This window comes from Paracoccus tegillarcae (assembly GCF_002847305.1).
Classification (GTDB): Bacteria; Pseudomonadota; Alphaproteobacteria; order Rhodobacterales; family Rhodobacteraceae; genus Paracoccus; species Paracoccus tegillarcae.
Genome location: NZ_CP025408.1, coordinates 3422315 through 3434779 on the forward strand (window position 1 = coordinate 3422315; position 12465 = coordinate 3434779).

Annotated in this window: 12 protein-coding genes; 8 read left to right on the forward strand and 4 right to left on the reverse strand. The window is 62.9% G+C overall.

Annotation, left to right across the window (positions count from 1 at the left end; translation table 11 throughout):
• The 6 genes from CUV01_RS16830 to preA all read left to right on the forward strand — a co-directional run bounded on the left by CUV01_RS16830 (position 1) and on the right by preA (position 6261).
• Positions 1 to 303: a hypothetical protein gene (locus CUV01_RS16830; RefSeq protein ID WP_101461481.1), complete on the forward strand. Its 303-nt coding sequence runs from the start codon at positions 1 to 3 to the stop codon at positions 301 to 303.
• Positions 300 to 962 (forward strand): response regulator transcription factor, encoded by a 663-nt coding sequence (locus tag CUV01_RS16835; RefSeq protein ID WP_101461482.1) that lies wholly within the window; start codon positions 300 to 302, stop codon positions 960 to 962. Before CUV01_RS16830 ends, CUV01_RS16835 begins: the two co-directional genes overlap by 4 nt.
• Positions 959 to 2263: a sensor histidine kinase gene (locus tag CUV01_RS16840; protein ID WP_101461483.1), complete on the forward strand. Its 1305-nt coding sequence runs from the start codon at positions 959 to 961 to the stop codon at positions 2261 to 2263. The genes CUV01_RS16835 and CUV01_RS16840 overlap by 4 nt, the downstream gene beginning before the upstream one ends.
• A gap of 115 nt (positions 2264 to 2378) precedes the next feature.
• Positions 2379 to 3716, forward strand: coding sequence for an NAD(P)-dependent oxidoreductase (locus tag CUV01_RS16845; RefSeq protein ID WP_101462187.1), 1338 nt, complete (start codon positions 2379 to 2381; stop codon positions 3714 to 3716).
• Positions 3709 to 4947 carry a glycosyltransferase gene (locus CUV01_RS16850; RefSeq protein ID WP_101461484.1) on the forward strand — a complete coding sequence of 413 codons (1239 nt, stop codon included), beginning with the start codon at positions 3709 to 3711 and terminating at the stop codon, positions 4945 to 4947. The genes CUV01_RS16845 and CUV01_RS16850 overlap by 8 nt, the downstream gene beginning before the upstream one ends.
• A 15-nt stretch (positions 4948 to 4962) precedes the next feature.
• On the forward strand, positions 4963 to 6261 hold the full coding sequence (gene preA, locus CUV01_RS16855) for an NAD-dependent dihydropyrimidine dehydrogenase subunit PreA (RefSeq protein WP_101461485.1): 1299 nt from the start codon (positions 4963 to 4965) through the stop codon (positions 6259 to 6261).
• 86 nt (positions 6262 to 6347) lie between these two features.
• Here the strand turns inward: preA and putP are convergent, their stop codons facing one another.
• The 4 genes from putP to CUV01_RS16875 all read right to left on the reverse strand — a co-directional run bounded on the left by putP (position 6348) and on the right by CUV01_RS16875 (position 11329).
• On the reverse strand, positions 6348 to 7820 hold the full coding sequence (gene putP / locus CUV01_RS16860) for a sodium/proline symporter PutP (RefSeq protein WP_101461486.1): 1473 nt from the start codon (positions 7818 to 7820) through the stop codon (positions 6348 to 6350).
• A 122-nt stretch (positions 7821 to 7942) separates the two neighbouring features.
• Complete coding sequence (locus CUV01_RS16865) at positions 7943 to 9415, reverse strand: carboxypeptidase M32 (protein ID WP_101461487.1); 1473 nt, start codon at positions 9413 to 9415, stop codon at positions 7943 to 7945.
• Entirely contained in the window at positions 9412 to 10560 is a 1149-nt protein-coding gene (gene ctaA, locus CUV01_RS16870; RefSeq protein ID WP_101461488.1) for a heme A synthase, read from the reverse strand. The genes CUV01_RS16865 and ctaA overlap by 4 nt, the downstream gene beginning before the upstream one ends.
• 40 nt (positions 10561 to 10600) lie before the next feature.
• Positions 10601 to 11329 carry an RNA methyltransferase gene (locus CUV01_RS16875; RefSeq protein ID WP_101461489.1) on the reverse strand — a complete coding sequence of 243 codons (729 nt, stop codon included), beginning with the start codon at positions 11327 to 11329 and terminating at the stop codon, positions 10601 to 10603.
• 72 nt (positions 11330 to 11401) lie between these two features.
• Between CUV01_RS16875 and CUV01_RS16880 the strand changes: the two genes are divergently transcribed.
• Positions 11402 to 12007 (forward strand): thiamine phosphate synthase, encoded by a 606-nt coding sequence (locus CUV01_RS16880; RefSeq protein WP_101462188.1) that lies wholly within the window; start codon positions 11402 to 11404, stop codon positions 12005 to 12007.
• 195 nt (positions 12008 to 12202) lie between these two features.
• On the forward strand, positions 12203 to 12463 hold the full coding sequence (locus CUV01_RS16885) for a PepSY domain-containing protein (RefSeq protein ID WP_101461490.1): 261 nt from the start codon (positions 12203 to 12205) through the stop codon (positions 12461 to 12463).
• Positions 12464 to 12465: the final 2 nt, after the last annotated feature.

Below are 12465 nucleotides of genomic sequence, written 5' to 3' on the forward strand. Positions count from 1 at the left end.
ATGCGCCTGATCCTGATCGCCCTTCTACTGCTAAGCGCCCTGCCTGCGCGCGCTGATGACGATTTCCGTCCGCTGCCGCTGCATGAGACCGCGCGGCTGGTGGGCGAACGCTATCATGGCAGGCTGATTGGCGCGAGACTGGCACCGCCCACGGCCCACGAGCGTGACCTGAGTGTCGAATTGGTCGAGGAATTGCGCCTGCTGACGCCCGCGCGCAATCTGCTGGTCATTAGGCTGGATGCACGGACCGGACGTTTCCTGCAGGTGGCGGGCGTCGGGCAGATCGAGGCATTGAAAAGATGAGAGCACTGATCGTCGAGGATGACGAAACGCTGGCCGGGCAATTGGCGCGTGCCATGCAGGATGCAGGTTTCGTGACCGACATGGCCCATGACGGCGAAGGCGGCGAATATCTGGGCGCAACCGAAAGCTATGATGTCGCGGTGCTGGATCTTGGCCTGCCCGGATTGCCCGGTATCGACGTGCTGACCCGCTGGCGCGATCAGGGCATTGCCATGCCAGTCCTGATCCTGACGGCACGCGGCGACTGGACCGACAAGGTGGCGGGGTTTCGCGCGGGCGCGGATGACTATGCCGTCAAACCCTTTCGGCTGGACGAGGTCGTCCTGCGCGCCCAGACCCTGATCCGCCGCGCTGCAGGTCATGCGCGCCCGGTGATCCGCGCGGGCAAGCTGCAACTGGACGCGCAACTGGGTGTGATTACGCTGGACGGCACCCCGCTCAAGCTGACGGCGTTCGAGACCCGCATTCTGGCCTATCTGATCCACCATCAGGACCGCATCGTCAGCCGCAGTGAACTGTCGGAACATCTGTACGAGCTTGATGCCGACCGCGATTTCAAATCCATCGAGGTGGTCATCGGTCGCCTGCGCAAAAAGGTCGGCGATGGCGTGATCGAGACACGGCGCGGCGAGGGTTATGTGCTGCGGTCCGCCGTATGATCCGGTCGATCCGGGCGCGAATGCTGGCACTGGCTGCGGTGTGGATCACGGTGGCGCTGCTGGCGGCGTTCCTGGCCATCGGCGCGGTGCTGGACCGCTTTGTCAGCGAGCGTTACGACGCAGAACTGCAATCCGTGGCCGATACGCTGATCGCCGGGATCGACGTGGAGGATGACGGCGACATCGATGTCGACGACACGCCCACAGATCCGCGCTTTCAACTGCCATTGTCGGGCTGGTACTGGCAGATCCGGGCCGATGGCCGGCTGGTAGACAAGTCAGAGTCGTTGTTCGATGCCAGTTTCGCATTGATCGACGATAGCGGGCGACGCGGTCCCGGGCCTGGTTATGGGCGCGGCCCGCAATCCGAGCCGCTGCGGGTGCTGACCGAAAGCTTTACCATCCCCGACAGCGACGCACAGTTCTCGGTCATCGTGACGGCGCCTGCCCGTGAGGTCTGGGACAGCCTCGCGCAGGTGCGCCGACCGCTGGCGATTTCACTGGCCGTGTTGGGGCTGGGTCTGGCCATCGCCGTGGCGGTGCAGGTCTTTGCCGGGCTGGGCAGCACGCGGCGTCTTGGCGATGATCTGCGCCGTGTTCGCGCGGGCAAGGCCGAACGTCTGGCCCGACCCGGTGTGAGCGAGCTTGACCCGCTGGTGGCGGAAATCAACGCCGCACTGGATCAGAACGCCACCCTGCTGGCCCGCTCTCGTCAGCATCTGGGCAATCTGGCGCATTCGTTGAAAACCCCGCTGGCCGCGCTGTCGAACGACCTGCCCGCGGATCACGCGGGTCAGGCTTTGATCGCGCGGATGGACAGGCTGATCGGCTGGCATTTGCGTCGCGCGCGCTCGGCCCAGCCCCGCACCCTCGGGCAGCGCACTCCGGTTTGCGAGGTGATCGACGATATCATGCTGGTCCTGCGTCGACCGATGGAAGAAAAATCGATGCGAACCGAAATATCCTGCCCGGATCGGGTGTTTTTCGCAGGCGAGCGGCAGGACCTCGAGGAGATGATCGGAAATCTGGCCGAGAACGCCGTGAAATGGGGGCGTTCCGTTCTGCGCATTACAGTCCTGCCCGGGCTGACCATCCGGATCGAAGATGATGGTCCCGGCATGGCCGACACCGATGCGCCCCGCGCGCTGATCCGCGGCGCGCGCCTGGATGAAAGCGGTCCGCCGGGCAGCGGTCTGGGGCTGGCCATCGTCGCTGATCTGGCGGCGTTGAACGGTGGAGAACTGCGGTTGGAACGATCCGATCTGGGCGGGCTGACCGCAATTCTCAGCCTGCCGGGCTAGCTCTGCACCGGGCCAGTCGCAACATTCTGTCGGTCGGAAGCTGATATTTTACCATTTGATAAAATTTCTGACCTGTGGCAGCCTGATCCTGACAAGGCCAAGCCAGGGGGCGCAAATGACCCAAGCCAAGCTTACACCCGGTGTCGTCGCCGGTCGACTTTCGACGCAGGACTATGCGGACAACTTTGCCGATGTTGCGCCACCTCTGGTGCCGCACGAGGCACGGGTGGCAGCGGATCGCTGCTATTTCTGCCATGATGCGCCCTGCATCACCGCCTGCCCCACGGCCATCGACATCCCCCTGTTCATCCGCCAGATCTCTACCGGCACACCCGACGCGGCGGCGATGACGATCCTGCATTCCAACATTCTGGGCGGCATGTGCGCCCGCGTGTGCCCGACCGAACAGCTGTGCGAGGGCGCTTGCGTGCGCATGGATGCCGAGGGGCAGCCCGTCGAAATCGGCGCCCTGCAACGCTATGCCACTGACGGTATGCTTGACGCGCCACATCCCTTTGTCCGCGGTGCGCCGACCGGCAAACGGATCGCTGTGGTTGGCGCAGGTCCGGCGGGTCTGTCTGCGGCGCATCGTCTGGCTGCCAAAGGCCATGACGTGGTGATCTTCGAGGCGAGGGAAAAGCCGGGCGGGCTGAACGAATACGGCATTGCCAGCTACAAGACCGTGGATGACTTCGCGCAGGCCGAGGTGGAATGGCTGCTGGGCATCGGCGGGATTGAATTGCGCCATGGGCAGCGTTTGGGCGATCAGGTCACGCTCGAGACGCTGCGCGCTGATTATGACGCCGTTTTCCTGGGTATGGGTCTGGGCGCTGTCAACGCGCTGCGCACTGATGGCGAGGATCGCGATAACGCAACCGATGCCGTGGATTTCATCCGCGATCTGCGACAGGCCGACGATCTGTCGCTCCTGCCCATCGGGCGCGATGTGGTGGTGATCGGCGGCGGCATGACGGCGGTCGATGCGGCGGTGCAGTCGAAACTGCTGGGCGCCGAGAACGTGACCATCGTCTACCGACGCGGACAGGATCGCATGGGCGCCAGCCAGTACGAGCAGGATCATGCGACCTCGTCCGGTGTGCGTATCCTGTGCAATGCCGCGCCCGTCGCCGTTCACGGCAATGGCGCTGTGACAGAGGTCGAATTCTGCTATACCGAGGAAGGGCCGGACGGGCTGGCACTGACGAACGACCGCTTCCGCCTCAAGGCGGACCAACTGTTCCGCGCTATTGGACAACGGCTGGAGGGCACGGCCGACGGGCTGGCGCTGGAGGGCGGCAAGATCGCTGTCACCGGGTCCGGCCGCACCTCGGTCGATGGCGTCTGGGCGGGCGGCGATTGCGCGATGGGCGGCGACGACCTGACCGTAACAGCGGTCGCAGAGGGCCGAGACGCGGCCGAGGATATGGACGGAGTCCTGCGTGGAAATGATTGACGACAGTCTGATGCTGGGATTTACGGCGCCTTTGCGCGTCGCCGATGGCGGCTTACTGATGGTCGAAGAACAAACCGTCTCCGGCCTCAGGGCATGGCGCGAGCATTTCGGCCATGTCAGCGCCTATGCGATCAGCGCAGAGGGCGCATCCCCACAGGGCTGGGCGGCTGTCGATCCCAAGGCGCTGGCTGATGAAGGCATAGAAATCGTCCCACTGCCAAACACCTATGATCGAAAAATCAATCGCGAGCATGGTTCAGAGGTTTCAGCCAGACTGCTGGGACTGATGCAAAAGACGCGCTATCACACCTTTGGATATGGCGGCTGGATCGGCGACCCCGGCGAGATTGCCGCCGCCACCGCGCGGCGTCATGGTATCGCCCACGCGGTCTGGTTCGATCGCGTTGAATCGCAGGTTATCCGCAGCACGGCTGACAGCTCTCTCACAGGTCGCGCCAAATCGGCGATCAAGGCAGCTATCGTCGAGCGAAACGAACGCCGCGCCGTTCGAGGGGCCGATCTGAGCCTGCTGCATGGCGCAACAGTTTTCAATCACTTCAAGAATATAGCCCGGAACCCGCACCTGGTTGAGGACGTACACTTCACCGACGCGGATCGGCTGACACCAGATCTGCTGGACGCCAAGATCACGGCGACCGCTCAGGGTCCCCTGCGTATTCTCTATGTGGGCCGCGCCGCACCGATGAAAGGGCCGTTTGACTGGCTCAAGATACTTGCCGGGTTAAAGGCAAACGGCGTTGATTTCACAGCGCGGTGGGTCGGCGACGGCGAACTGCTGGATGAGATGCGCAACTTTGCCAGCCAGAACGGGCTGAGCGGCGATGATTTGCACCTGGAAGGTTTCGTTTCCGATCGTGACACCGTGCGCCAATTCTATCGCGATGCGCATGTGCAGCTATTCTGTCACCTGACCGATGAATCGCCGCGCAATTTAATCGAGAGCCTGCACTCGGCCACGCCGCTGGTCGGCTATAGCGACCCTTTTGCCAGCGGGCTGGTCGGTGAAAAGGATGGCGGTCTCTTGGTCCAGCGCGGTTCCACAACAGATCTGATCGAGGCGCTATCCGGACTTGCCCGCGATCGTTCCAAATTGGCCGATCTGATTGCACGGGCGGGCGCCTCGGCCGCGCATTTGACCCGTGACAACGTGTTTCGTCACCGAAGTGAAATCATCCGCAGCCAGATGCCGCCCGCGCGGAAGACGGCCTGAGCGAGAGAGGATATCATGGCTGATCTGAGTTCAAACTTTGTCGGGATCAAATCCCCCAATCCGTTCTGGCTGGCCTCTGCGCCGCCGACGGACAAGGAATACAATGTCCGCCGCGCTTTTCAGGCCGGTTGGGGCGGCGTCGTCTGGAAAACGCTTGGCGCCGAAGGGCCGCCCGTCGTCAACGTCAACGGCCCGCGCTATGGCGCGATCTATGGGGCCGACCGGCGATTGCTGGGGCTGAACAATATCGAGTTGATCACCGACCGCCCGCTGGAGGTGAACCTGCGCGAGATCAAGCAGGTGAAACGCGACTATCCCGACCGGGCGCTGATCATTTCGCTGATGGTGCCGTGTGACGAAGACAGCTGGCGCACGATCCTGATGCAGATCGAAGACACCGGCGCCGATGGTGTGGAACTGAACTTTGGCTGCCCGCACGGGATGAGCGAGCGCGGCATGGGCAGCGCCGTCGGCCAGGTGCCGGATTATATCGAAATGGTCACGCGTTGGGTCAAGCAGTACAGCCGCATGCCCTGCATCGTGAAGCTGACGCCGAATATCACCGATGTGCGCAAACCGGCCGAGGCGGCCAAGCGCGGCGGGGCGGATGCGGTCAGCCTGATCAACACGATCAACTCGATCACCGGGGTCGATCTGGATCTGTTTGCGCCCGAGCCCACGATTGACGGCAAGGGCGCCCATGGCGGCTATTGCGGACCGGCGGTCAAGCCGATTGCGCTGAACATGGTCGCGGAAATCGCGCGCAGCGAGGAAACGCGCGGACTGCCGATCAGCGGCATCGGCGGCATCACCACCTGGCGCGATGCGGCGGAATTCATGGCGCTTGGTGCGGGCAATGTGCAGGTTTGTACGGCGGCGATGACCTATGGCTTCAAGGTTGTGCAGGAAATGATCACCGGGCTGCATGACTATCTGGACAGCCATGAGATGCAGTTATCGGACCTGGTTGGTCGCGCGGTGCCAAACGTCACCAACTGGAACCAGTTGAACCTGAACTATGTCACCAAAGCGGTGATTGAACAGGATCTGTGCATCAAATGCGGGCGCTGCTATGCCGCCTGCGAAGATACCAGCCATCAGGCGATTGCAATGAAGCCCGGTCGCGTCTTCGAGGTGATCGAGGAAGAATGCGTGGCCTGCAACCTATGCGTCGATGTCTGCCCGGTCGAAGACTGCATCACCATGCGCGAATTGGAGCCGGGCGAGCTGGACATCCGCACCGGCATCAAGCGCGGCGATTACGCCAACTGGACCACGCATCCCAATAACCCGATGTCAAAGGCGGCCGAGTAATTCCGACCGCCTTTTCTTGCGTCCTGCGATGGCGGGGGGCTGTCTGCCCGCCGCGCCCCCCGAGGATATTTGACCACCGAAGACAATCAGCCTTTGGCGCTGAGCGGGCGGAACTCGTTTTGCGTTTCGGTCATCAGGCTGACAATGACGATGGCCAGCATCGAGGCGATGAAGCCCGGAATGATTTCATAGACACCCGGTCCGCCCATAAAGCTGCTGTTCAGGCCCAAAGCCGTCCATAGCATCACCGTGCCTGCGCCGACGACCAAACCGGCAACCGCCCCTGATCCGGTCATGCGCGACCAGGTCAGGCACAGGATCATCAGTGGTCCGAAGGCCGCGCCGAAGCCGGCCCAGGCATGCGAGACGAGGCCCAGAACGTTGGAGTCCGGATCGCGGGCGATCAAAGCAGCCATCACACCAACGGCCACAACCGCAATCCGGCCGACCAGCACGAGGGACGTTTCGCTGGCTTCGCGGTTCAGGAACAGGTGATAGAAATCTTCGGTCAGGGATGAAGATGAGACCAGCAACTGGCTGGACACGGTCGACATGATCGCGGCCAGAAGGGCTGCGTAGAGGAAGCCGGTGATAAGCGGGTGGAACAGCAAGTCCGCCAGAACAATAAAGATGGTTTCCGGGTCATCGACGACCACCCCGTTGCGTTCTGCATAGGCCCGGCCAAAGATGCCCAGCCCGATGGCACCCAGCAGCGATATGGCCATCCACGACATGCCGATATTGCGCGCGGCGGGGATTTCCTCGACGCTGCGGCAGGCCATGAAGCGCACGATGATATGCGGCTGGCCGAAATAGCCCAAGCCCCATGTCACCGCCGAGAAAAAGCCCACAACCGTCAGCCCCTTGGTCAGCGACAGGAAATCGGGATCGACGCTGGCCAGCGTTTCGCGGGCCTGCGAGAAACCGCCGCCGCCTTCGCCAAACAGCACCACCGTCGGCATGATGATCAGCGCCAGCATCATGATGACGCCCTGGACGAAATCGGTCAGGCTGACGGCCAGAAAACCGCCCACGACCGTATAGGCCAGCACCACGCCAAGCGTCAGCCAGACGCCGGTCAGATAGCTGCCGCCAAAGGCGCTGGCGAACAGTTTGCCGCCGCCGACAAGGCCAGAGGCCGTATAAACCACGAAAAACACTACGATGATGACGGCAGAGACGACCCGTAGCAGCATGGCCTTGGACGGGAAGCGTTTGGACAGAAAGCCCGGAATGGTCAGCGAATTGTCATAGCGTTCGGTCTGTTCGCGCAGACGCGGTGCCACGAAGATCCAGTTGGCCAGCGCGCCGACGAACAGCCCGATGCCGATCCATGCCTCGACCAGCCCCGCCGCGTAAAGCGCGCCGGGCAGGCCCAGCAGCAGCCATCCGCTCATGTCCGAGGCACCCGCGGACAGTGCCGCGACGGCGGGCGGAAGGTTGCGTCCGCCCAGCACATATTCCTCGGAATTTGAGGTCGATTTGCGCCACGCATAAATGCCGATACCCAGCATCAATGCGAAATAAAGGATCAGGCTGATCCAGATTCCGGTTGCCATATTGCCCTCCGTTCATTCGATTCGACCCAGCCTGTCACAACCGGAGGGGGGAATGCACACAGGTATTTGATATGGATGAGGCCGACCCGCGCTGGCGTGGCGGATCGGCGTCCTGATGGCCGTTAAAGTTCGTAGATCCGACCGAATTTCTCGTCCAGATAATCCAACAGCGGCTCGGGTCCGACCTCGGCATCGGTCGCCTCTGCGATCAGGCGGCGGGGTGGCAACAGACCGCCATGACGCTGCACATTCTCGCGCAGCCATTCGACGCCGGGCTCGGCCTCGCCACTGGCCAATGCCTCGTCCAGACCCGGCACGGCATTGCGCATCGCGGCGTTCAGACAGCCGGCATAGACATTTCCAAGTGCATAGGTGGGGAAATAGCCGAACAGGCCGACCGACCAGTGAACATCCTGCAAAACGCCATTGGCTGGCCGATCGACCGACACGCCGAAATCCTTGAGGAAGCGCCCGTTCCATGCCTCGACCAGATCGGTGACGTCCAGCCGTCCGGCAATCAGATCACGCTCGAGATCAAAGCGCATCATGATGTGCAGGTTATACTGCACCTCGTCGGACTCGGTGCGGATGTAGCCGGGCGTCACACGATTGACGCTGCGATAAAACGCATCGGCATCGGCCACATTCAGACCGTCAAACGCATCATGCATCCGGTCGAACAGCCAGCCGGTGAACGCACGACCGCGGCCCATCTGGTTCTCGTAGATGCGGCTTTGGCTTTCGTGCACACCAAGAGAGACACCGCGGCCAAGCGGGGTAAAGGCGTAATCCTCGTCGATGCCCAGCTCATAGCTGGAATGGCCGACCTCGTGGATGGTGGAATAGAGGCAGTTGAACGGATCGGTCTCGACCACGCGGGTCGTGATGCGGCTGTCCTGCCAGCGCCCGCTGCTGAAGGGATGCACGGCGATGTCCATCCGGCCGCGCGACCAGTCATAGCCAAAGGCTGTGGCACAGGCACGGGCCAGCCGGATCTGCGTGTCATGCGGGAAATGGCCTTTCAGCGCCTGCGGCGGGTTCTCCGCGCCCAGGATATTTTCGCGCAAGGCGACCAGGCGCGGGCGCATCGCGTCAAACAACCGGGCCACTTCGGCACCGGTGATACCCGGCTCGTAGTCGTCAAGCAGCGCGTCATAGAGATCGCCACCATCTGCCAGCGCGGCGGCCTCTTCGCGCTTGAGCATCAGCACATTGTCCAGCGTCGGCAGGAACTCGTCGGGGGCCTCGTTGGCCCGTGCCTCGGCCCAGTCACCCTGCGCCAGCGAGGTCACACGTGCCAGTTCCGCGGCCAGGCGCGCCGGGATACGGCTTGAACGGGTGAAATCGCGTGTGATCAACTCGACCGTGCGGACCTCGGCGGGGGTTTCCGGCTTGGCGGCGTCCAGCCATTCCCCGATGCGCGGATCGGTGCGCCGTTCATGCAGCACCGATTCCATCGCGGCCATTTCCTCGGACCGTTGTTCCGTCGCGCCGCGTGGCATGACGGTTTCCTGATCCCAGCCAAGACGTTCGGCCACGGATGACAGCGCCTCGGTCTGACGCTGAAAGGCGAGAAGATCGTCGAATGCGCTCATCGGATGGTGCCCCGGACAGATGTTTCAAAGGGATAGCGTGCGTTGTAGCGCGCGCGGATAATCAGGGCGAACAAAGCCACCGCGCCCAGTTGATGGCTCAGCGCCAGCAACAGCGGCGAGGCATGCAGCACATTCATGATGCCCAGCCCGACCTGCACGGCCACCATGACCAGCATCACGGTAAAGGCCCCACGTGTCACCGGATGGGGCGAACGGCGCGCGCGCATCCAGACAACGACCGCGAAGATTGCCAGCAGATAGCCGGTCATGCGGTGGATAAACTGCACCAGCGCCGGGTTCTCGAAGAAATTCCGCCAGCCAAGCGTGGAATCCCAGATCGCCGTGGGGATCCATTCACCGCCCATCGTGGGCCAGCCGGTATAGGTGCGGCCCGCGTCGATGCCGGCGACCAGCGCACCGATCAGGATCTGAAGAAAGGCCAGATGCATCAACCCGGTGGACATGGAAAACAGCTTGGCCTCGCCCGCGCGGCGTGCCCGCAACAGACCCGCCTCGGATCGACCCAGCAGCAGGGCATACCAGGCAATCAGGCCCAGAATGACGAAAGCGATGCCCAGATGCGTGGCAAGGCGGTAGGACGCCACCCGGACCATGCCGTCTTGCAGTCCGGAATGCACCATCCACCAACCGATCGCGCCCTGCAGCCCGCCAAGCGCACCAACGCCCAGCAAACGCGGTGTCCAACCGGTCGGAATGCGCTTTGTCAGCCAGAAGAACAGGAAACCCACCGCCCAGACCAGCCCGACCGCGCGCCCAAGGAAACGGTGCGACCATTCCCACCAGTAGATCTGCTTGAACCCGGCCAGATCCATGTCCGGGTTCACTTCGGCGAATTGCGGGATTTGCTGATAGGCCTCGAATTCGGCCTGCCAGCTCGCCTGATCCATGGGTGGCAGCGTTCCCGTCACCGGCGCCCATTCGGTGATCGACAGTCCAGATCCGGTCAGCCGCGTCGCGCCGCCAAGGGCGATCATCGCGGCGACCATCACGAACAGCACGATCAGCCAGGCGCGGATCGCGCGGCGTGCGCCCTTTGGGGCCGCATCGATGCCGCCGGTCGTCGCAACGGGCCGCGTCGTGGCGGTTGTGTCGGCTACTTCCTCGAAGATGGGGCGCTTGGCCATTCCCGGCTCCTTCAATCGTCGCGCGGACCCTATGCCGCGCCTAGCGGCGGGTCAATTGGCGCAAAATTCCGTGCAGGACCTGGATATCGCCGCGCGTCAGATCCAGTCGCGACCACATGTTGCGCAGGTTCAAACGCATGGCCGGCCCCTTGGTTTCAGGAAAGAAAAAACCGGCATCGCCCAGCTTTTCCTCATAGTGATCGCCCAGCTTTTCGATCTCGATTCGGTCGGCCGCGACCTCGCCTGCGGGACGTCGGCCGATTGGCTGCGGCGCAGTGGGCAGTTGTTCGCGCCCCCATTCATAGCCCATCAGCAAAACCGCCTGCGCCAGGTTGAGGGACGGGAAATCCGGATTCACCGGCACCGTCACGATGGCATTGGCGCGCGCGACATCCTCGTTTTCCAAGCCCGCACGTTCGGGACCAAAGATAATGGCAGAGCGGCCGTCATGACCGCGCGCCTTTTCCATCGCCGTGGCGGGGGTAAAGACCGGTTTGGTCAGCTCTCGCCCGCGTGCGGTGGTGGCAAAGGCGTAATCCACCCCCTCCATCGCGAGCGCCAGCGTCGGATAGACCCGTGCGCTGTCCAGCACCTTGCCCGCCGCGCCCGATGCCATGGCGACGGCGCGCGGGTTGGGCCAGCCGTCGCGCGGCTCGACCAGACGCATCTCGGTCAGGCCGAAATTCAGCATGGCGCGGGCGGCGGCGCCGATATTCTCGCCCATCTGAGGGCGCACAAGGATGATGACAGGTTGACGGTTGCTTTCCATCGGTGCCGAATAGCTAGTCTGGCAGCGGCGGGCAAGCTGCGGTATGGCCCGTAAAAAGAAATGGAGGCCGCGATGGCGCAGGACGCCCCGCAACTATATCTGATTACCCCGGCTGGCGCGCTGGCATCGGCACTGGGTCCGCTGCTGGCTGACGCGATGGATCGCGTGCCGCCCGCCTGTTTGCGGATCTGCGGCGCCGGCGACGAGGACGAGTTGGGCCGCATCGCGGATCTGGCCCGCGAGATTGCCCATGCCCGCGACGTGGCCGTGGTGATCGACGACCATGTCCGGCTGGCACAGCGCCACGGGTTGGACGGCGTACATCTGACCGATGGTGCGCGCGGTGTGCGTGCCGCCCGCAAGGAACTGGGCACGGATGCGATCGTCGGCGCCTTTTGCGCAACCTCGCGTCACGACGGCATGAACGCGGCAGAGGCCGGGGCCGATTATGTCAGTTTCGGCCCGGTCGGCGCGACGACGCTTGGGCGCGGCGAATCCGTGCCGTTGGAGTTGTTTCAATGGTGGTCAGAAATGATCGAGGTTCCGATTGTCGCCGAAGGTGCCATCACCCGCGAGTTGATGACAGAGCTATCGCCTGTCAGCGATTTCATCGCGCTAGGCCCCGAGATCTGGGCAGCCGATGAACCCGCGGCCGCACTTGCAGCACTGTGGCAATAATCGCTGCGGCAGGCTGATCCGAGGTCGTCGCCGTACTGAGGTTCGCCGTACTGAAATCGCCGGCCATTTTCTGGTGTAAGCCCACGCTTACATCCGATGATCTAAGCGCCGCGCTACTCGAATCATCTACGAAATTCGCTTCTTTCTGCATCAGATGGCGGCGCAACGCCGCGTCGTTACAGGAAAGAAAATCCGATGCGTAAACTGACCCTTGCTGTCCTTCTTGCTGCCGCCCCGCTGATGGCCTTTGCCGAAGGCGACATGATCGCGGTGGATTCCGAACTGGGAACCACTGAAGAGGCCGTGCAGGCCAAACTCGTCGAGATGGGCTACGAAGTCCGCAAGATGGATATGGAAGGCGGCATGATCGAAGCCTATGCCGTCAAGGGCGACCAGATGCTTGAAGTCTATGTCTCGCCCGAAACCGGGATGGTGACCAAGGTCGGCGAGGACTGAGC